Source organism: Caulobacter sp. GW821-FHT05F04, from assembly GCF_059419665.1.
Genome location: NZ_JBWKSF010000016.1, coordinates 39371 through 58370, shown reverse-complemented (window position 1 = coordinate 58370; position 19000 = coordinate 39371). Strand labels below are relative to the sequence as shown.

The following is a 19000-nucleotide window of genomic DNA, read 5'->3' as shown; positions in this document are numbered from 1 at the left end:
ATCACCGGCCGGGTCGACGACGTCATCAACGTCTCGGGCCACCGCCTGGGCACCGCCGAGATCGAGAGCGCCCTGGTGGCCCACGAGACCGTCGCCGAGGCCGCCGTGGTCGGCTATCCGCACGACATCAAGGGTCAGGGCGTCTACGCCTATGTCACCCTCAACGCCGGGGTCGAGCCGACCGAGGACCTGCGCAAGGCTCTAGTCCTGTGGGTCCGTCACGAGATCGGCCCGTTCGCCGCCCCCGACGTCATCCAGTGGGCTCCCGGCCTGCCCAAGACCCGCTCCGGCAAGATCATGCGCCGCATCCTGCGCAAGATCGCCGAGAACGAGCTCTCCAACCTGGGCGACACCTCCACCCTCGCCGATCCCTACGTCGTCGACGATCTCGTCAAAAATCGCGCCGGAGCGTGAACGCCAACCGTCATCGCCAAAAACGCGGTGACCGCGCCTGACGAAAGCCACATCGGCGCGTTAGCTTCAGCATGATGCGCCGGCTGGTCCCCTTCGCCCTCCTCATCGCCCTGGCGGGTCCCGCCCGGGCCGACGCCGAGTGGGATACGAAGGGCGACGGCATCGCCGTCCAGGCGCATGCCGACAGCCACGGGCGCGGCATGGTTCGGGCCAATGTCGAGATCGACGCGCCGCCGGCCGTGGTGTTTCGCATCATCCTGGACTGCGACCGAGCGGCCCGGATGAGCCCGGGCGTCAAGAGCTGCCGCGTGCTCTCGCGCGCGCCGGATGGGACGGAGATCCGCGAGCACACGGTCAAGTGGGGCTTCTTCCTGCCGAGCCTGCGCTCCACCTCGCGCGTCACCGTGGAGCCCGACCGGCTGATCCGCTTCGCCTGCATAGGCGGCGACATTCGGGCCTGCGAGGGGGCCTGGCGGCTCGAGCCGCTGGACGGAGGACTGCGCACCCGCGTCACCTACGACCTGTGGGCCACCGCGCCCTTCGCCCTCCCGGCCAGCATGATCAGCGGCATGATGCGCCGCGACGTGCCACAGTCGCTGAAGGCGCTGCGACGCGAATGCGAGGGACGATGACGGATACGGACGAGCCCGACGGCCTCTGGCTGTTCGACGGCGTCTGCAACATCTGTACGGGTTCGGTGCAGGCGGTCCTGCGCCTGGACCGCAAGGGCGTGATCCGGTTCACGCCCATTCAGTCGCCCTATGGCCGTGAGCTCGCCCTGGCGCATGGCGTCGATCCTGAAACGCCCGAAAGCTTCCTGTTCCTCGACCACGGCCGCCCCCTGGCCAAGACCGCCGCCATCGGCGCCCTGCTGCGCCGGCTGGACGCCCCCTGGCGCTGGTTCGCGTTCATCGACCACCTGCCGCGCGGCCCGACCGACGCGGCCTATGACTGGATCGCGAGGAATCGCTACCGGCTGATGGGCAGGAGGGGCCGCTGCATGGTCCCGACGCCGCAGCAGCGAGGGCGGTTCGTGCTGGAATTGGATCCGCCGAGCTGACGGAAGGGGCGCTTCAGCGGGCCGCAATGGGTTGAAGGCCGCCGCCTCCTAGTGTCCCGATTCCGAAGTTCGCAAGCGCTTGAGGCAAGCTCCGACGAACTTCGGAATCGACAAGCACACTAAAACAACGCCGCCACACTTTCCGCGCTGTAGGGCTTCTGCAGCACCGGCGTCTCCTTGAACCGGTCTGGAAACGCAGCGCTGTCGCCGAAGCCTGTGCCGAAGGCGAAGGGCACGCCGGCGTCCTGCAGGGCTTCGGCCACCGGGAAGCTGGTCTCCTGGCCCAGATTGACGTCCAGGATCGCGAATGGCGGCGTCTCGTTACTCAGGGCCTCGAAAGCCTGGGCGACGCTGGAGGCGACGATGACCTGCTTGACGCCCAGCCGGACCAGCATGTCCTCAAGGTCGAGGGCGATGATCATGTTGTCCTCGAGCACCAGCATCCGCTCGGGGGCCCGCACCGGCGTGTCGGCGCGGCGCGGCTGGCTCACGGCCGCGGTCACGCCCTCGCTGGAGACGTAGCGGCCGGGGATGCGGATGCGGGCCCGCAAGCCCTCGGGCCGGTAGTCCAGCGCCACCTCGCCGTTCAGATCGTGCGGGATCGAGTGCTCGATGATCGTCGAGCCGAAGCCTCGGCGGGTCGGCGGCTTGACCGGCGGGCCGTCGCGCTCGCGCCAGTCGATGATCAGGTCGCCCTTGGCGTCGCGCGCCCAGTCGATCGCCACGTGGCCGCGCTGATCGCACAGGGCCCCATACTTGGCCGAGTTGGTCATCAGCTCATGGATGACCAGGGACAGGATCGAGAAGGCGTCCGGCGCCAGGGCGGTCGGCGCGCCCTTGAGGCGCACGCGTTCGGCCTTGCTGGACAGATAGGCCTCGGCCTCGGCGGTGATCAGGTCGCTGAGCGCGCCCGGTCCCCACTGATGGCGGGTGATCTGGTCGTGGGCCCGGGCCAGGGCCTGGACGCGGCCGCCGACCACCTCGGCGAACGCCTCGACCGTCGAGACCCCGGCCTTGCTCTGGCTGATCAGGCCGCGGATCAGGCCCAGGATGTTGCGCACCCGGTGGTTCAGCTCGGCGATCAGCAGTTCCTGGCGCTGGTTGGCGCGCTGGCGCTCCTCGTCGGCGAGATCGGTCAGGCGGAAGACGATCTCCAGCAGGCTGGTGCGCAGGCTCTCGGCGAGCGAACGTTCGACCGTGGTCCACGGCCGGCTCTGGCCCCGCACCGTCTCTTCCCAGGCCTCGAAGCTCTTGCGCGGGGTCAGGCGGTCTCCCAGGGGGCCGACCTGGACCAGCTTGGCCGGCTTGCCGGCCCAGACCAGGGTCTTGGCCTCCTCCTTGCGGAAGAAGATCAGGTAGTCGCGCGGCGCGCGCGACAGCGGCACGGCCATCATGCCGGCCGCCTTCTGCGACCAGACGGCCGCCGAGGGCAGCAGGCCGGCGATCTCGTTCGTCGCGAACACCGAATGGGTGTCCTTCTCCCGCAGCACCCGCAGCAGGGTGTGGACGTCGCTGGCGTCGGGCGTGGAGTCGCGCAGGGTCAGTCGTCCCTCGAGCCACAGAGCCAGGCCGTCGCAGCCGACCAGCCGGCACAGGTCGTCGAGGAACGGGATCAGACTGTCCGCCCCCTGGGGAGCGCTGACCACGGCGCTCATCATCCGATCGTGCAGATTGCGCGCCTCGGCCATGCGCCGGGTCTCGATCTCGCGCTCGCGGCTCTCCAGCGTCAGGGAGAACAGCTGGCCGAACAGCTCGGCGGCCGTGCGGCGCTCGTAGCTGATGTGCTTGGGCGCGTAGTGGTGGCAGGCGAACAGGCCCCACAGCTTGCCGTCGCGCAGGATGGAAATCGACAGCGAGGCGGCCACGCCCATGTTGCGCAGGTACTCGATGTGGATCGGGGAGACGGCCCGCAGCATGCTCATCGACAGGTCGACGGGCTCGCCGGCCGGGCTGGTCGGCGGGATGATCGGCGAGACCTCGGCGTCGACATCGGCGATGATCCGCAGCCAGTTGCGCTCATAAAGGGCGCGGGCCTGCACGGGGATGTCCGAGGCCGGGTAGCGCTGGCCCAGGAACGAGCCGACGCCCGGCCGCACCGACTCGGCGATCACCTCGCCCGCGCCGTCGTGGGCGAAGCGGTAGACCATCACCCGGTCGAACTCGGTCAGGGCCCGCACCTGGCGGGCGGCCTCGTGGCAGAAGTCCTCGAAGGTCGGTCGCGCGGCGATGCGGGTCGTCATCGAGCGCACGGCCGAGGCGGCCTCGATCAGGATATCGGGATGGCTGGGCTCGCCCTCGACGATCAGCAGGCGGCCGGAATAGTGCAGGGCAAGGTCGAAGTCCTCGCCGCCGTCGACCAGGGGCTGGCCGAACATCCGCTCGATCGCGTCGGCGCCGCGCATGATCTGCAGGCGGCCGCGGATGTTGTGGATGGCGTGACCGTCCAGCACCTGGCTCAGGGGCTTGCCGATCAGGTCGGCGGGGGCCAGGCCCAGATAGCGCAGGCTGGTGGTCGAGGCGTGAACCACCAGCCAGTCGGAATTGACGGCCAGCAGGAAACCGAACGGCTGCACCGAGCCGAGGGTGTGGATCGGCTCCCGGTCACAGTTGGTCAGATCGACCTCAAACCCCGACATGGGCGCCGGTTCGGACATTCAGGGCTCCAGGCGGGGCTATCGTCTCGAACGCGTCCGAGAAACACTGGAAGCCATATCGCGCCCCGGCCTCCACCTCGTCTGTCCGAGTCCCGACATTGGGTTTCTCAAGCCAGGCCAGAAATGATCGCCAGAGGTCGTCGCTCTCGCCCTGGGTCAGATAGGCCAGCGGCAGGCCGTGGCCGGAGGCGCGGACCTGACGGGCCAGGAAGCGGGCGCCCAGACGCGAGCCTTCCAGGACGTAGAGCAGGCCGGCCCCGAAGTCCGGCGATGGAACGAGGGCGGCGGCGAATGGCGGCGTGTCCAGGCCGAGGACGGCGAGATCTCGGGCCAGGGCGGTGCGGCGGACGCGCCCGGGCCAGTCGGGCAGCCATTCGGCGACCCCGGCCCGTTCCAGAGCCCGTTCCAGCGGCGCTATGGCCAGGGCCGAAGCCGAAAGGAACGCGCCATATCCCACGGTCGTCTCGATACGCCAGGCGGCGACCTGGGCGTCCAGGGCGGCATGGCTCTCGGAGGTGGCCGCGCGCAGGCGGTCGCGAAGCGAACTTTCGGACAAATTTCCCCCAGCCGGATCGAACCCGTCACGCGGAAGGGGCGACACAATCCGTCGTAACACTGACGTCGCCGATTGGTTCCGCCCACATGACAGGACAGTAAGGTTTACCACGTTGGGCGCGATGCTAGGGTCGAGCCCGACCGTTCAGGAGACCTTCGCGCATGATCCGCACCGCCAAGCTGGCCCTCATGGCCGCGGCCCTTTCCACCACGGCCCTCTCCACGCTGGGATGGGCGCCGATGGCCATGGCGGCCGCGAAGGCGAAGCCCCAGGCCAAACCGGCCGTCGCCGCCGCGCGTCCGCCGATCACCGTGCCGCCGATCGTCTACCAGCAGCGCGTGCTGGCCAACGGCATGAAGGTCTACACCTCGCGCGATGCGACCACCCCGAACGTCTCGGTGCAGGTCTGGTACGGCGTCGGCTCCAAGGACGACCCGCGCGGACGGTCGGGCTTCGCGCACCTCTTCGAACACCTGATGTTCAAGGCCACCCGCAACATGCCCAGCGAGACGCTGGACCGCCTGACCGAGGACGTGGGCGGCTTCAACAACGCCTCCACCTGGGACGACTTCACCAACTATTACGAGGTCGCGCCGGCCAACCACCTGGAGCGTCTGCTCTGGGCCGAAAGCGATCGCCTGAAGTCGCTGGTCATCGACGAGGCGGTGTTCGCCTCCGAGCGCGACGTCGTGAAGGAAGAGCTGCGCCAGCGCGTGCTGGCCGACCCCTATGGGCGCTTTTTCGCCCTGTCGATTCCGCAGCAGTCGTTCACCACCCACCCCTATCAGCGCCCGGGCATCGGCTCGATCGAGGAGCTGGACGCGGCGACGGTCGATGACGTCCGCGCCTTCCACGCCACCTACTATCGGCCAGACAACGCGGCCCTGATCGTCGTCGGCAATTTCGATCAGGCCAAGCTGGACGCGATGATCGACCAGTATTTCGGCTCCCTGAAGACGCCGGCCGGAACCATCCCGAAGGTCACCGTGGTCGAACCGCCCCGCACGGGGCCCAAGAGCGTCAACACCTACGGTCCCAACGTGCCGCTGCCGGCCCTGGCCATCACCTGGCTGGCCCCGGCCGCCGCCGACAAGGACACGCCCGCCCTGACCGTGCTGGACGCGGTGCTGTCGGCCGGCAAGTCCTCGCGGCTCTATGACAGCCTGGTCTACGACCAGAAGATCGCCCAGTCGGTGTTCTCCAGCGCCCCGAACAACGCCCAGCCGGGCCTGTTCTACGTCGGCGCGGTGATGGCGGGCGGCAAGACGGTCGCCCAAGGCGAAGCCGCGCTTCGCGCGCAAGTCGCCCGCGTCCGCGACGGCCTGGTCACGCCGGCCGAACTGGCCGAGGCCAAGGCCGGCCTGCTGGCCGACGCCGTCCGCCGCCGCGAGGAGATCGACGGCCGCGGCTTCGCGATCGGCTACGCCCTTGAAACCGAGGGCGATCCGGCCGTCGCCAACACCGCCCTGGCCAAGCTGCAGGCCGTCACCGCCGCCGACATCCAGCGGGTGGCGAAGAAGTATCTGGCCGACGATCGCCGCACGGTGATCCGCTACCTGCCGGAAAAGGACCGCCCGGCCGGCGAGAAGGACGCCACGCCGCCGATCCCCAAGGTCGCCTCGGTCAAGTTCGACGGCGCGGTCACCACGCTCGCGCCCGAAGGCGAGCGCGAGAAGCCGCCGGCCATCGGCGCGCCGGTGCCAGCCGTGATGCCCAGCCCGGCCGAAAAGACCCTGGCCAACGGCCTGCGGGTCATTGTCGCCAAGTCCAGCGACCTGCCGCTGATCACCGCCGACCTGACCGTCAAGGGCGGGGCCAGCTCGGATCCCGCCGGCCTGGCCGGTACGTCGAACCTGACCTCGGAGCTGCTGACCGAGGGCACCACCACGCGCTCGGCTACCCAGGTCGCCCGCGAGACCGAGGCCCTGGGCGCCAATCTCGAAGCCGGCTCGGGCTGGGAAGCCGCCTCGCTGACCCTCAGCGTCACGGCCAACAACGCCGCGCCCGCCATGGCCATCATGGCCGACGTCGCCGAGCACCCGGCCTTCTCCGCCGAGGAGCTGGACCGCGTCCGCACCGAGACCCTGGACGGCCTGTCGGTCTCGTTCCAGCGTCCGGGCACGCTGGCCGCCTTCGCCACCGCGCCCGTGCTCTACGCCGGATCGGCCTATGGCCACGTGGCCGGCGGCACGCCCGGCTCGCTGCCGAAGATCAAGCGCGCGGACCTGGCCAAGACCCACGCCGCCTACTGGCGTCCGGACAACGCGGTGCTGGTGCTGACCGGCAACCTGACGCCGGAGGCCGGCTTCGCCTTGGCCGAAAAGGCCTTTGGATCGTGGAAGAAGCCGGCCGCGCCGCCGCCGGCCCCGCCGGCCGCCCCGACCGGCTACGCGCCGCGCAACGTCGTCATCGACCTGCCCGGCACCGGGCAGGCGGCCGTGGTGCTGGCCAAGCCGGCCATCACCCGCGCCGACCCGAACTACTACCAGGGCGTGGTCGCCAACACGGTGCTGGGCGTCGGCTTCAGCTCGCGCCTGAACCAGGAGATCCGCATCAAGCGCGGCCTGTCGTACGGGGCCGGCTCCAGCCTGACGCCGCAAGGCCGTTTCGGCGGCTTCTCGGCCCGCGTGCAGACCAAGAACGCGTCGGCCGGCGAGGTCGTCACCCTGACCCGCGCCGAGCTGACGCGCCTGGGCGCCGAACCGGCCTCGGCCGGCGAACTGGCCGCGCGCAAGTCGGTGCTGGTCGGTAACTTCGGACGGGACCTCGGCACCTCGGAAGGCCTGGCCAACATTCTGGGCAACTACGCCGTCTACGGCGTGCCCCTGACCGAGATCCAGAGCTACGCCGCCAAGGTCGAGGCCGTGACGCCGGAGGAGGTCCAGGCCTTCGCCAAGGCCAAGCTGGACCCGGCCCAGATGAGCGTCATCGTCGCCGGCGACGCCAAGGCCATGGGCGCGGACCTGACCAAGGCCGCGCCGAACGCCACGGTGATCCCGGCCGACAAGCTGGACCTCGACGCGTCGAGCCTGACCAAATAAGGGAACGGCTGGTCCCACGATCCGATTGAGGTCTCATGGACGAGGTCGACATCGCGATCGTGGGCGCCGGCGCCGCCGGACTGGCGGCCGCCGAGGCCGTGGCCGCCAGCGGTCTGACGGGCGTGCTGCTGGAGGCCCGCGACCGTCTCGGAGGCCGCGCCCATACAATCCACACATCCGTCGGCCCCATCGACCTTGGCTGCGAATGGCTGCACTCGGCCGACGTGAACCCGCTGGTCGCCAGGGTCGGGGCCCTGGGCCTGACCCTCGACAAGACCCCGCCGCCCTGGGCGAATATCGCCGACAGCCCGATCTTCAGCCGCGAGGAACGCGCCCTATTCGGCGAAGCGTTCCAGGCCCTGGACGCGCGGATCGAGGCGGCGGCCCAGGACGGCGGTCCGGACCGGCCGGCGTCCGACCTGCTGGATCCGGACAGTCGCTGGACCCCGCTGCTGAACGCCTTCAGCGCCTTCTACAACGGCGCGGAGTTCGACCAGGTCTCTCTGCACGACTACGCCGCCTACGAGGACACCGAGGTCGATTGGCGGGTCGCCGAGGGTTATGGCGCCGCCATCGCGCGCCTCGGCGGCCACCTGCCGACGCGCCTGTCCTGCCCTGTCTCGATGATCCGTCATGACGGTCACCGCGTGGAGCTGGAGACGGCGCTGGGGACGATCTCGGCCAGGGCGGTGATCGTCTGCGCGCCGACCACGATCCTCGCCACGGGCGCCCTTCGTTTCATGCCCGCCCTGCCCGACAAGCTGGACGCCGCCGCCGGCCTGCCGCTGGGTCTGGCCGACAAGGTGTTCCTGCGGCTGGACGAACCGGAGATGTTCCCGCCGGAGACCCAGCTCTATTCCGACCCCCGCGTCACGGCGACCGGCGCCTATCACCTACGGCCGCTGCACAGGCCGATGATCGAGGTGTTCCTGGGCGGCGCCCACGCCCGCGCGCTGGAGGGCCAGGGACCCGGCGCGGCGGCGGCCTTCGCGGTCGACGGGCTGGTCGGCGTGTACGGCGGCGGCATCCGATCGAAGGTCCACGTGATCGCCGAGACGCACTGGGCCGCCGACCCTTTCGCCGGCGGCTCCTATTCCCACGCCCTGCCCGGCCATGCCGGCGCACGGGCTGTGCTGGCCGCGCCGGTCGACCAGCGCCTGTTCTTCGCTGGCGAGGCCTGCAGCCCCAACTTCTTCTCCACCGCCCACGGCGCCTGGCTGACGGGCCAGGCGGCGGCGCGAGCAGCGATCGCGAGCCTTACTTAGGCGTCGCCAGCAGGTCGCGGATTTCAGTCAGCAGCTTCTCTTCCGGCGTCGGGGCCGGCGGGGCGCTGGGCGCGGGCTGCTCGGCGTCCTGGCGGCGGATGCCATTGACCACCTTGACCAGCAGGAACACGACGAACGCGACGATGAAGAACTGGATCAGGGTGTTGATGAAGGCGCCGTACATGATCGAGACCTTCTCGACCGCCTCGGTGGCCGGATCCTCGGGCCGAAGCACCCATTCCAGCTTCGAGAAGTCGAGACCACCGGTCAGCAGCCCGATCGGCGGCATGATCACCTGGTCGACCAAGCTTTTCACGATGCCATTGAACGCCGCGCCGATGATCACACCGACGGCCAGGTCGATGACGTTGCCTCGGGCGATGAACTCGCGGAATTCCTTGACCACGCTCATGACGAAACTCTCGCTGCCTCAAATACGGCGCCGAGGCTGAGGGCGTTCGCGTCCCAGGGTCAACCCCGGGAGACAATCGTTCTTATTCGTCGCCGTCGGCGTTGAGGCGCGCGCGCAGTTCCTTGCCGCTCTTGAAGAACGGCACGTGCTTGGCGCGGACGTCCACCGCCTCGCCGGTGCGCGGGTTGCGGCCGGTGCGGGCGGGACGCGAGCGGACCGACAGCGCGCCGAAGCCACGCAGCTCGACGCGGCCGCCATCCTCCAGGGCCCCGATCATGCGCTCAAGGATCACGCCGACCACGCGTTCGACGTCTTTCTGCGTCAGGTGCGGATTTTCATTCGCGAGCCTGGCGATGAGTTCAGACTTGATCATCGATATCCCCGGAACGCCCTTGGGAGGAGAAAGGCGCGAGCGGACCTTTGCCCAACGATGGCTGAGTCTTCAAGGGGTTGCGTGAGATTCTCGAACGGGGTTCGGTTAATGGCCAAGAGGGTGGCAGCCGAAGGCGCGAGCGGTTTCGGCGTCCGCCACCCTCCATGAAAAGGTCTCACGAACCCTTCGGCGCGCGGATGATCAGGGCCTGCTCGGCCAGCCGGCGACGCACCCTGTTGGCCTCCTCGACCTGATCGAAGGGCAATTCGCGGCCGACGCTCTGGTCGGACTCGAAGAAGCGGGCCTTGCCGCCCTGCAGCTCCGAGATCCGGACGATGTCCGCGTTGGCGATCTTGCCGGTGTAGACCGGCCCCTTGACGGTGAAGCCCGCTCCGCCATTCGGCAACGTCACCTCGACGAGCGCCTTCTTGAAGCTGGGGAACGGCGTGGCGAACGGCGCGTCGGCGTTGGGGCCTGGTTCGCGGCGCGGAAACTGAGCGGCCTTACCCGAGCTGGACATCGGCAGGCGCCACTCCATCAAGCCGACGTCTTCGTTCAGCCGCCACTCCATGTCGGCGTTACCAGCGATGGTCAGGGTGACGGCGCCGTCCTCGGCGACCGACCAGTCGAAGGTCTCGATTCTCATCCAGCTGCTCGTCGCCGAGAAGCTCTGTCGGAAGCCGCGCTCGATGTCGGCGCGCGGCGCGTTCTCAATCACTCGCGCCATGGCCCGGGCCGCTTCGCCGCGCATGACCATGACCACCGTCGATTTGGCCGGCTTGTCGAGGCCGGCCGAGGCGTCGAAGCGCATGGTCGCGTCCAGGTCGGGTCGCGATGGCGATTGCTGGACGATCGGCTCCAGGGCGGCGCCCGAGGCCTTGATCGGCAGGCCCCACAGGAACGGCGGCGCGGCCAGGGTCTGGAGGCCCCCGCGATCACCCGAGCGCGTGCCGTCCAGCCAGTAAGCCTTGCCGTCGATCGTGGCGCGGACCAGCACGTGATTGAACTGGCTGGCCGAGGGCACGCGCTGGTCCATGCCGTCGGCGGCGGAACCGGCAAGGACCACGACCGGCTCGGCCTGGATGTCGAGGCCCTTCAGAATGGCCAGCAGCAGCGCGGTCTTGCCCTTGCAGTCGCCGAACCGGCGCGCCCAGGTCTCGTCGGCGCTGGCCGGCTTGTAGCCGCCGTCGCCCATGGCCAGCAGCAGGTAGCGGGTCTTGTCCTCCACCAGCCGCAGGGCCTTGAAGGCGCGGACCTTGGGGTCGGGACTGGCGGCGGCGATGGCGGCGATCTCGGCCTTCAACGGCGAGTCCGGCTTCAGCCTCACAGCCTCGTCGTAGAGCGGAGCCATCGGCGCGACCACGTCGGCCCAGCCGCGATAAGTCGCCGCCTGGATCTCGCCGACCTGCCGGAAGCGCGGCGGCGCGCCGGTCGGCGGCTTGGGCGCGATCGTTCCCGTCTGGTCGACCACCAGTTCGTTCAGCCCGTCGGCCCTGCCAATCTTCGGGTCGGGGAAGCCGGCCGTCGTCTTCCAGGCCAGCGGCGTCCCGTCGGCCCACAGCATCCGCACGCGGTAGCGGCCGATCGCGCCGGGCCAGCCCATGCGCTCGAAGTCGCTGACCCGGGGGCCCAGGATCGGATCGCGCCGCTCGATGCTGAACGACCAGTCGACCATGTCGCCGACCCGCAGGTCCTTGATCTGGATCGAGGCGGTCATGCGGCCATCCAGCATGGCCCGCTCCAGGTCCTTCTCTCGGCGCAGGACCAGGACGTCCTCGCCGTTTTTCAGCACGTCGATGCGTTGGCCGTCGCGGATGATCGCCAGGCCATGCAAGGTGACCTTGTCGCGGTCCGGCTGCCAGGTGATCGTCCGCGAGCCGGAGGACAACCCCTCGGGCTTGGTGACCCGCGCGATGCGGCGAACGTAGCGGAACAGGCCCTCCTGGCCGAGCAGGGCCTGGGTGTCGTCCAGCACCGCCTGCACGGCCGGAGCCTGGTCGTCGCCGGGCGGGGCCGGGACCTCGGCGACCTTCACCCATGGGGCCGGCGGACCGTAGGCGGGCTTGTCGTCGGCCCGGGCCGCGCTCCCCACGGCCAGAACCGAAACCGCGGCCACCGCCGCCCAACGCTGAAACACGCCACACCCCCGAAACGCTCAACCTCAGGCAATGTGTGGCAGGGTTTCGCGCAAAAGAAAACGGCGGCGGGATTACTCCCGCCGCCGCACACCCCAAAAAGAAACGGCGGCGGGATTGCTCCCGCCGCCGCCGGCTTCAGCCCACAAGGGGAAGAAGACTATTCCTTGGAAGCGCGCTCGCGCAGAGCGGCGCCCAGGATGTCGCCCAGCGAAGCGCCGGAGTCCGACGAGCCGAACTGCTCGATGGCTTCCTTCTCTTCGGCCATTTCCAGCGACTTGATCGACAGCGACACGCGGCGAGCCGCCTTGTCGATGTTGGTGATCTGAGCGTCGACGCGGTCACCCACGGCGAAGCGCTCGGGGCGCTGTTCCTGACGATCGCGCGACAGGTCCGACTTGCGGATGAAGGCGGTCATCGGGGCGTCGTCTTCACCGAAGCGGACTTCGATGCCGCCCGTAGTGACTTCCGTGACGGTGACGGTCACGGTCTGGTTCTTGCGGTAGGTGTCGCCCGACATCGGGTCGCCAGCCAGTTGCTTGATGCCCAGCGAGATGCGTTCCTTCTCGACGTCGACGTCGAGAACCTTCGCCTTGACCAGGTCGCCCTTCTTGTAGCGGGCCATGGCTTCTTCGCCCGGGACGCTCCAGTCGATGTCCGACAGGTGCACCATGCCGTCGATGTCGTTGTCGAGGCCGACGAACAGACCGAATTCGGTCGCGTTCTTGACTTCGCCTTCGACGGTCGAGCCGACCGGGTGCGCTTCCAAGAAGGCTTCCCACGGGTTGGCCAGAGCCTGCTTCAGGCCCAGCGAAACGCGGCGCTTGGACGGATCGACGTCCAGCACGACCACGTCGACTTCCTGCGAGGTCGAGACGATCTTGCCGGGGTGGACGTTCTTCTTGGTCCAGGACATTTCCGAGACGTGCACCAGGCCTTCGACGCCGGCTTCCAGCTCAACGAACGCGCCGTAGTCGGTGATGTTGGTGATGCGGCCCGTGAACTTGGCGCCGACCGGGTACTTGGCTTCCACGCCGTCCCACGGATCCGACTGCAGCTGCTTCATGCCGAGGCTGATGCGCTGGGTGTCCGGGTTGATCTTGACGATCTGGACCTTCACGGTGTCGCCCACGGCGAGCACCTGGCTCGGGTGGTTGACGCGCTTCCAGCTCATGTCGGTGACGTGCAGCAGGCCGTCGATGCCGCCCAGGTCAACGAACGCACCGTAGTCGGTGATGTTCTTGACGACGCCTTCGCGGATTTCACCCTCTTGCAGCTGCGACACCAGTTCGGTGCGCTGCTCGGCGCGGGCTTCTTCCAGGATGGCGCGACGCGAGACGACGATGTTGCCGCGCGGACGGTCCATCTTCAGGATGGCGAAGGGCTGTTCCTTGCCCATCAGCGGACCGACGTCGCGGACCGGACGGATGTCGACTTGCGAGCCCGGCAGGAAGGCCGAAGCGCCGCCCAGGTCGACGGTGAAGCCACCCTTCACACGGCCGACGATGGCGCCCATGACGGGTTCGTTCTTGGCGTAGACGCCTTCCAGACGGGTCCAGGCTTCTTCGCGCTTGGCCTTTTCGCGGCTGATGACCGCTTCGCCGAGGGCATTTTCCAGGCGCTCCAGGAAGACTTCGACCGAATCGCCGATCTTGATGGTCGCCTTGCCGGCTTCGTCGACGCCGAATTCCTTCAGCTGAATACGACCTTCGGTCTTCAGACCGACGTCGATGATCGCGAAGTCCTTTTCGATCCCGACGACCTTGCCTTTGACGACGGTGCCTTCCGCGAAATCGCGGCCGCCCATCGAGTCGTTCAGCAGCGCTTCGAAATCGTCGCGCGTCGGGTTGAAGCTCATATCGTCAGCCATGCTGATTTTTAGTCTCGTAGGTTGGGGGAAGCCCTATGGCGAGCGCCGCCGGAGAAAGCGGTTCTCGGGATTCCGGATGAAGTGGGTTTTCTGCGGTCCCGCGATGTTCTCTCTATCGCGGCGAGGTCGGCGGTGGATTTGCCCTACCAGCTAGAGCCGGTGATGGGCGCGCGCGTCCTCGACGATACGGCGGGCCGCATCGAAGGCCTGCTCTATAGTCATTTCCGACGTATCGAGCAAGACGGCGTCTTGCGCCTGGGTCATCGGCGCGTCCTTGCGGCCGCCGTCGCGCGCGTCGCGCTTGTGGATATCGGCCAGGATGTCCTCGAAATCCACGACCTCGCCCTGTTCCGTCAGCTGTTTCCAACGCCGCTGGGCGCGAACCTCGGGACGCGCGGTGACGTACAGCTTGGCCGGCGCGCGGGGAGCGATCACCGTGCCGATGTCGCGCCCATCCAGCACCGCGCCGGGCTCGCGCCGGGTGAAATCACGCTGCAGATCGAACAGAGCCGCGCGAACGCCGGGATGGACGGCCACGCGGCTGGCGGCCTCGCCGGCCGCGCGCGTCCGCACCTCGGCGCGGTCCAGGTCCGAGAGATCCAGGGCGCGCGCCACGCCCTCGGCCGCGATCGGGTCGTCCAGATCTCCCGCCCCGGCGAGCACGCCCACGCCCACGGCGCGGTACAACAGGCCGGTGTCGAGCAGGGGATAGCCGTAAAGCGCCGCCAGGCGTCCGGCGATAGTGCCCTTGCCCGAGGCGGCGGGGCCGTCGACGGCGATGACGAACCCCCCCACGTCAGGCTTCCGCCAGGGTCGCGCCCAAGCCGCGCATCAGCTCGGCGAAGCCCGGGAAGCTGGTGGCGATCATGCCCGGCTCGTCAACCGCCACGCCTTCCTGGGCGGCCATGCCCAGGATCAGGTGGCTCATGGCGATCCGGTGGTCGCCGTGGGTCTCGACGATCGTCCCGCCGCGCGGCGGCTGGCCGGTCCCGCGGACGATGAAGCCCTCCGGCTCCTCCTCCACGTCGACGCCGCAGGCTTCGAGGCCCGCCGCCGTCAGGGCGATGCGGTCGCTTTCCTTGACGCGCATCTCGCCGACGCCGCGCATCACCGTCTCGCCTTCCGCGAAAGCGGCGGCGATGGCCAGGATCGGATATTCGTCGATCATCGACGGCGCGCGCTCGGGCGGAACGATCACGCCCTTGAGCCTGGAGTAGCGGGCGGTGATGTCGCCGACCTCCTCGCCGCTGGCGACGCGCCGGTTCGAGATCACCAGGTCGGCGCCCATTTCCCGCAGCGTCGTGAAGAGACCGGTGCGCAATTCGTTGAGCATCACGCCCTCGACCGTCACTTCCGAGCCCAGAACCAGCAGGCCGGCCACCAGCGGGAAGGCCGCCGACGAGGGGTCGCCCGGAACGGCGACATGCGCGCCGGTCAGCTTCTGGCCTTCCGGCAGGCGAATATGACGGAAGGTCTTCTCGCCAACGACCCGGTCCTCGACGATCACCTCGGCCCCGAAGGCGCGCAACATGCGCTCGGTGTGGTCGCGGGTGGCTTCGGGTTCGATGACCTCGACGCCGCCCTCGGCGTGCAGGCCGGCCAGCAGCACGGCCGACTTCACCTGGGCAGAGGCCATCGGCAGGGTGTAGTTCAGGCCGCGCAGATTGCCGCCCTTCAGCGTCAAGGGCAGGCGGCCCCTGTCGCGGCCCAGCCAGGTCGCGCCCATGCGGGCCAGCGGATCCAGCACCCGGCTCATCGGGCGGCTGCGCAGCGAGCTGTCGCCCGTGAAGGTGGCGCACATCGCAAAACCTGCCGCCGCGCCCATGATCAGGCGCACGCCGGTGCCAGCGTTGCCGCAGTCGATCACGTCGGCCGGCTCCTCGAACCCGCCCTTGCCCTCGATGCGCCAGCGGCCGACGCCTTCCTGCCCGACCCGCGCGCCGAAGGCCCGCATGGCCCGCGCGGTGGCGAGCACGTCGTCGCCTTCCAGCAGGCCTTCCACCGTCGTCGTCCCGGTCGCCAGCGCGCCCAGGATCATCGCTCGGTGGGAAATGGACTTGTCACCCGGGGCCCGCACGATCCCTCGCAGAGCGCCTGCGGGCGCGCTCTTCAATCCAGCCGACGACATGCCGAGACCGGCTCCTTGGTGCTTGGTGGTTTTCGCGAAGGGGTTTGCTTTTGACAGCGGGCTCTCGTCATGGCAAGTGACCGGCCGCTTTTCCCATCCGGATCAAAGGGTCGCCACTTGGCCAATCCCGAATTGGGCGCAAAACAAATTTGCCCCAACTGCCAATCCAAATTCTACGATCTCGGCCGTCGTCCGGCCGTGTGCCCCAAATGCGGCGAGTCGTTCGACCCGGAGGAGGCGCTGAAATCGCGCCGCGTCCGCGCTCGCTCGATCACGCCGGATTATGACGCCGAGGACGAGAAGCCCGCCCCCGCGCCCAAGGACGAGGACGGCTTCGAGGACGAAGTCGATGAAACGCCCGAAATCGACAAGGTCGAGCCGGACGTCATCGAGACCGACGACGAAGACGCCGAACCCGGTGCCGCCCCCGCGGGCGGTGATGACCTGGGCGTCGACTTCGCCGAGGACGAGGATCTCGCCGAAGACGAGGCCGACGACGTTCCGTTCCTGGAGGACGAGGACGACGAGGACAATCTCGACGACGAGATCGAAGGCCTGCCCGGCGAGGGCGACGAAGACTAATCCGCCAGGTTAGTCTCTCTGGTTGGTAGCCGGTTTCGGACATGCGAAACCGGCTATCCACAGGGGTTTTCCGGGGTGCGACACTTTTCTCGAAAAAAGTTTGAGAAGAGACTTGATCCCGAAAAAATCCCGGACTAGTTTCCGCGCCTCTTCGGGGGGCGACGCAAGTCGGAAACGCCGAAGAGACCAAGGATTTCCGAGAGTTACCGCAAGGTTCTCGAAGAAAAATCTGGGGCTATAGCTCAGCTGGTAGAGCGCTTGAATGGCATTCAAGAGGTCAGCGGTTCGACTCCGCTTAGCTCCACCATCAAGGCCCGGACGGAAACGTCCGGGCCTTGTCCATTTCTGGACCCGAATTCAGCCGGCTCCTCCCGCCCCCCGCCACCTCTTGAAGTGATTGGCCACGGCCTCCACATCTAGAGCCGTGTCGTGGGGATCGGCGCCGATCCTCGGGTTTATCTCCGCGAACGAAGTCGCTTAAGCGAGGACTTCGCGATGAACCGAATGATCATGTTCGACAGCCCCTTTCTGCTGGGCTTCGAGCACACCCGAGATCTCATAGAGCGCGCAGCCAAGGCCGCCTCGGAAAGCTATCCGCCCTACAACGTCGAGCAGGCCGACAACGGCGGCGTGCGCATCACCCTGGCCGTGGCGGGCTTCTCGCCCGATCAGCTGCAGGTGACGGTCGAGGGCGGCCAGCTGGTCGTCGCCGGCAAGCGCGACAGCGGCGACGGGCGCGGAGAGGCCGAGCGGGCCTTCCTGCACCGCGGGATCGCCGCGCGGGGCTTCGTGCGCACCTTCGTCCTCGCCGAGGGCATGGAGGTGACCGCCGCGACCCTGGAACACGGCCTGCTGCACATCGATCTGGCCCGGCCCGAACCCGAGCGCCTCGTGAAGAAAATTCCCATCCGCAGCGCGGGCTGAGAAGCCGCGCGGAACCCGCCTCGCCGCTCTGGGCTCTGAACCGGCCGGAGAAAGGCGCGTTCCCTAATCAAGGAGGTGGTCATCATGACGCCCAACACGCACTACAACAGCCCGCTCTTCACCAGCGAAGCTTTCGCGGCCCTTGGCGCGCCCGACCTCGTCTATGTCCGGCCGATCAAGGCGGCCGAGATCCTCGCCGACGTCCCCGAGGGCGTGCAGGACTTCAACCTGGCGCCCGACCAGACCCTCTATGCGGTGTGCCGCGCGGACGGCGCGCGCCTGGCCGTGATGATCGACCGCGACACCGCGATCGCCGCCGCCCTCGCCCACGAACTGGCGCCGGTTTCCGTCCACTAACGGTTTGAAGGGCCGCCCGGCGTGGGCGGCCCTTTTAGGCGGCCGTGCTGGTCGCTTCCTGGGTCAGCAGCACATGGATCGCGTCCGCCGAGCGCGCCTGGCGCAGAGCCGACCGCGTTTCAGGCTGACGCATCATCCGGGCCACCCGCGCCAGGGCCCTCAAGTGCTGGGCGTTGGCGTCGCGGGGCGCGAACAGGGCCACCAGAAGATCGACGGGCTTGTCGTCCAGGGCGTCGAAGGCCACCGGGGTGTCCAGACGCACCACGACCGCGCGGACACGATCCAGGCCGTCCACGCGCGCATGCGGAATGGCGACGCCCTCGCCGACGCCGGTCGAGCCGGCGGCTTCGCGGTCCATCAAGCCTTCAAGCGTTGTATGGGCGTCGACACCCAATACGCGGGCGGCGACGTCGGCGACCAGGGAAAGAGCCTGGCGCTTGCCGGGCGCGCCAGCGCGCAGCGCCACCGCTCCGGGGTCCAGAAGATCGCCAATGGTCATGGACGTACAAAGCTCGCTAGATGCCGACCGCCTTGGCGCCGTCGCCGCGAATCCGCCGCGACGGCGCCAGACCATGAAGGATCCGGTTAGCTCGCGGTTGACCCGTGCCCGTTCAGCGACTTCGTGCGTTCGGGGTCGATCCAGCCGATATTCCCGTCTGGACGCCGATAGACCACGGACAACCCGCCGTGGGCGGCGTTCCTAAACACGATTGCCGGGTATGCGGTCAAGTCCAGTTCCATGACAGCCATGGAAACGGTCATTGTCTTCACCTCGGCCTGGGTCTCCGCGATGACCATGCCCGCGGGCGCGCCCGTCGGGTGGCCGGCTTCCACATCCCAGTCGTGCTCTTCGCCCTCGTCGACTTCCGGGGCCTTCAGGACGAACATCGCGGCGTTCTCGACCTGCTTGGCCGTGGCCGCCGGCGAGTGGCTCTTCAGCCGCCGCTTGTACCGCCTGATGCGGGTGTCGATCTTGGCCAGGGCCGAGTCGAACGCCGCGTGCGCGTCGCCTCCCGAACCATGGCTGATAAGCTGCTGACCCGAAGCCAGCTTTACCGAGCAATCGACACGGAAGGCGTAGCCGTCCTTGCTGACCACGACCTCGGCGTTGCCACCGCGATCGAAGTATTTCCCAATGCTCAGGGCGATTTCGTCGGAGACTCGCACTCGCAGAGCCTCACCAACGTCGACATGCTTGCCGGAAACTTGGACTTGCATGTGACTACAAC

The 19000-nt window shown here is 68.4% G+C and carries 18 protein-coding genes and 1 tRNA gene; 9 read left to right on the top strand and 10 right to left on the bottom strand.

The genetic code is table 11. The features are described 5' to 3' along the window. The 3 genes from AC07R7_RS25530 to AC07R7_RS25520 all read left to right on the top strand — a co-directional run. On the top strand, nucleotides 1-414 hold a 414-nt coding region (locus AC07R7_RS25530), incomplete at its 5' end, for an AMP-binding enzyme (RefSeq protein ID WP_494637142.1). 74 nt (nucleotides 415-488) lie between these two features. Continuing rightward, entirely contained in the window at nucleotides 489-1046 is a 558-nt protein-coding gene (locus AC07R7_RS25525) for an SRPBCC family protein (RefSeq protein WP_494637140.1), read from the top strand. Next, the gene (locus AC07R7_RS25520) at nucleotides 1043-1474 is read left to right on the top strand and encodes a thiol-disulfide oxidoreductase DCC family protein (protein WP_494637138.1); all 432 of its coding nucleotides are present in this window, start codon (nucleotides 1043-1045) and stop codon (nucleotides 1472-1474) included. Before AC07R7_RS25525 ends, AC07R7_RS25520 begins: the two co-directional genes overlap by 4 nt. Nucleotides 1475-1593: 119 nt before the next feature. Here the strand turns inward: AC07R7_RS25520 and AC07R7_RS25515 are convergent, their stop codons facing one another. Together AC07R7_RS25515 and AC07R7_RS25510 are read right to left on the bottom strand one after the other, a co-directional pair. Continuing rightward, nucleotides 1594-4128 (bottom strand): HWE histidine kinase domain-containing protein, encoded by a 2535-nt coding sequence (locus AC07R7_RS25515; protein WP_494637136.1) that lies wholly within the window; start codon nucleotides 4126-4128, stop codon nucleotides 1594-1596. Further along, nucleotides 4097-4684, bottom strand: a complete 588-nt coding sequence (locus tag AC07R7_RS25510) for a biliverdin-producing heme oxygenase (RefSeq protein ID WP_494637134.1) — start codon at nucleotides 4682-4684, stop codon at nucleotides 4097-4099. Before AC07R7_RS25510 ends, AC07R7_RS25515 begins: the two co-directional genes overlap by 32 nt. Nucleotides 4685-4845: 161 nt before the next feature. Between AC07R7_RS25510 and AC07R7_RS25505 the strand changes: the two genes are divergently transcribed. Together AC07R7_RS25505 and AC07R7_RS25500 are read left to right on the top strand one after the other, a co-directional pair. Continuing rightward, the gene (locus tag AC07R7_RS25505) at nucleotides 4846-7725 is read left to right on the top strand and encodes a M16 family metallopeptidase (protein WP_494637132.1); all 2880 of its coding nucleotides are present in this window, start codon (nucleotides 4846-4848) and stop codon (nucleotides 7723-7725) included. 35 nt (nucleotides 7726-7760) lie between these two features. Next, nucleotides 7761-8990 carry a flavin monoamine oxidase family protein gene (locus AC07R7_RS25500; protein ID WP_494637130.1) on the top strand — a complete coding sequence of 410 codons (1230 nt, stop codon included), beginning with the start codon at nucleotides 7761-7763 and terminating at the stop codon, nucleotides 8988-8990. Here AC07R7_RS25500 and mscL read toward each other — a convergent pair. The 6 genes from mscL to aroA all read right to left on the bottom strand — a co-directional run bounded on the left by mscL (nucleotide 8983) and on the right by aroA (nucleotide 15908). Beyond that, entirely contained in the window at nucleotides 8983-9402 is a 420-nt protein-coding gene (gene mscL, locus AC07R7_RS25495; RefSeq protein ID WP_492841402.1) for a large-conductance mechanosensitive channel protein MscL, read from the bottom strand. The genes AC07R7_RS25500 and mscL overlap by 8 nt on opposite strands. A gap of 82 nt (nucleotides 9403-9484) precedes the next feature. Continuing rightward, nucleotides 9485-9775: an integration host factor subunit beta gene (locus AC07R7_RS25490; RefSeq protein ID WP_010921415.1), complete on the bottom strand. Its 291-nt coding sequence runs from the start codon at nucleotides 9773-9775 to the stop codon at nucleotides 9485-9487. Nucleotides 9776-9950: 175 nt separating this feature from the next. Next, on the bottom strand, nucleotides 9951-11912 hold the full coding sequence (locus AC07R7_RS25485; protein WP_494637128.1) for a DUF3857 domain-containing protein: 1962 nt from the start codon (nucleotides 11910-11912) through the stop codon (nucleotides 9951-9953). Nucleotides 11913-12070: 158 nt separating this feature from the next. Beyond that, nucleotides 12071-13780, bottom strand: coding sequence for a 30S ribosomal protein S1 (gene rpsA / locus AC07R7_RS25480; RefSeq protein ID WP_492888807.1), 1710 nt, complete (start codon nucleotides 13778-13780; stop codon nucleotides 12071-12073). Nucleotides 13781-13930: 150 nt separating this feature from the next. Further along, nucleotides 13931-14575 carry a (d)CMP kinase gene (gene cmk / locus AC07R7_RS25475; protein WP_492888806.1) on the bottom strand — a complete coding sequence of 215 codons (645 nt, stop codon included), beginning with the start codon at nucleotides 14573-14575 and terminating at the stop codon, nucleotides 13931-13933. A gap of 1 nt (nucleotide 14576) precedes the next feature. Next, complete coding sequence (aroA, locus tag AC07R7_RS25470; protein ID WP_494637125.1) at nucleotides 14577-15908, bottom strand: 3-phosphoshikimate 1-carboxyvinyltransferase; 1332 nt, start codon at nucleotides 15906-15908, stop codon at nucleotides 14577-14579. Nucleotides 15909-16025: 117 nt separating this feature from the next. On the opposite strand from aroA, the gene AC07R7_RS25465 reads away from it, so the two are divergent. The 4 genes from AC07R7_RS25465 to AC07R7_RS25450 all read left to right on the top strand — a co-directional run bounded on the left by AC07R7_RS25465 (nucleotide 16026) and on the right by AC07R7_RS25450 (nucleotide 17771). Further along, the gene (locus AC07R7_RS25465) at nucleotides 16026-16490 is read left to right on the top strand and encodes a TIGR02300 family protein (RefSeq protein WP_492888804.1); all 465 of its coding nucleotides are present in this window, start codon (nucleotides 16026-16028) and stop codon (nucleotides 16488-16490) included. A 231-nt stretch (nucleotides 16491-16721) separates the two neighbouring features. Next, a tRNA-Ala gene (locus AC07R7_RS25460) sits at nucleotides 16722-16797 on the top strand. Nucleotides 16798-16985: 188 nt separating this feature from the next. After that, nucleotides 16986-17414, top strand: a complete 429-nt coding sequence (locus AC07R7_RS25455; RefSeq protein WP_494637123.1) for an Hsp20 family protein — start codon at nucleotides 16986-16988, stop codon at nucleotides 17412-17414. Nucleotides 17415-17498: 84 nt separating this feature from the next. Then, nucleotides 17499-17771: a DUF1150 family protein gene (locus AC07R7_RS25450; protein ID WP_492888802.1), complete on the top strand. Its 273-nt coding sequence runs from the start codon at nucleotides 17499-17501 to the stop codon at nucleotides 17769-17771. 34 nt (nucleotides 17772-17805) lie between these two features. Here AC07R7_RS25450 and ptsN read toward each other — a convergent pair whose 3' ends face one another. Further along, a complete protein-coding gene (gene ptsN, locus AC07R7_RS25445; RefSeq protein WP_492841417.1) occupies nucleotides 17806-18270 on the bottom strand; it encodes a PTS IIA-like nitrogen regulatory protein PtsN in 465 nt (154 codons plus the stop codon). An 86-nt stretch (nucleotides 18271-18356) separates the two neighbouring features. Then, the gene (gene hpf / locus AC07R7_RS25440) at nucleotides 18357-18989 is read right to left on the bottom strand and encodes a ribosome hibernation-promoting factor, HPF/YfiA family (RefSeq protein ID WP_492841419.1); all 633 of its coding nucleotides are present in this window, start codon (nucleotides 18987-18989) and stop codon (nucleotides 18357-18359) included. Nucleotides 18990-19000 lie beyond the last annotated feature (11 nt).

Bases quoted from the DNA above. Each gene is read 5' to 3' on its own strand.
- AC07R7_RS25525 (WP_494637140.1), top strand. From the start codon at position 489: ATGCGCCGGCTGGTCCCCTTCGCCCTCCTCATCGCCCTGGCGGGTCCC.
- AC07R7_RS25520 (WP_494637138.1), top strand. From the start codon at position 1,043: ATGACGGATACGGACGAGCCCGACGGCCTCTGGCTGTTCGACGGCGTC.
- AC07R7_RS25515 (WP_494637136.1), bottom strand. From the start codon at position 4,128: ATGTCCGAACCGGCGCCCATGTCGGGGTTTGAGGTCGATCTGACCAAC.
- AC07R7_RS25505 (WP_494637132.1), top strand. From the start codon at position 4,846: ATGATCCGCACCGCCAAGCTGGCCCTCATGGCCGCGGCCCTTTCCACC.
- AC07R7_RS25500 (WP_494637130.1), top strand. From the start codon at position 7,761: ATGGACGAGGTCGACATCGCGATCGTGGGCGCCGGCGCCGCCGGACTG.
- mscL (WP_492841402.1), bottom strand. From the start codon at position 9,402: ATGAGCGTGGTCAAGGAATTCCGCGAGTTCATCGCCCGAGGCAACGTC.
- AC07R7_RS25490 (WP_010921415.1), bottom strand. From the start codon at position 9,775: ATGATCAAGTCTGAACTCATCGCCAGGCTCGCGAATGAAAATCCGCAC.
- rpsA (WP_492888807.1), bottom strand. From the start codon at position 13,780: ATGGCTGACGATATGAGCTTCAACCCGACGCGCGACGATTTCGAAGCG.
- aroA (WP_494637125.1), bottom strand. From the start codon at position 15,908: ATGTCGTCGGCTGGATTGAAGAGCGCGCCCGCAGGCGCTCTGCGAGGG.
- AC07R7_RS25455 (WP_494637123.1), top strand. From the start codon at position 16,986: ATGAACCGAATGATCATGTTCGACAGCCCCTTTCTGCTGGGCTTCGAG.
- AC07R7_RS25450 (WP_492888802.1), top strand. From the start codon at position 17,499: ATGACGCCCAACACGCACTACAACAGCCCGCTCTTCACCAGCGAAGCT.
- ptsN (WP_492841417.1), bottom strand. From the start codon at position 18,270: ATGACCATTGGCGATCTTCTGGACCCCGGAGCGGTGGCGCTGCGCGCT.
- hpf (WP_492841419.1), bottom strand. From the start codon at position 18,989: ATGCAAGTCCAAGTTTCCGGCAAGCATGTCGACGTTGGTGAGGCTCTG.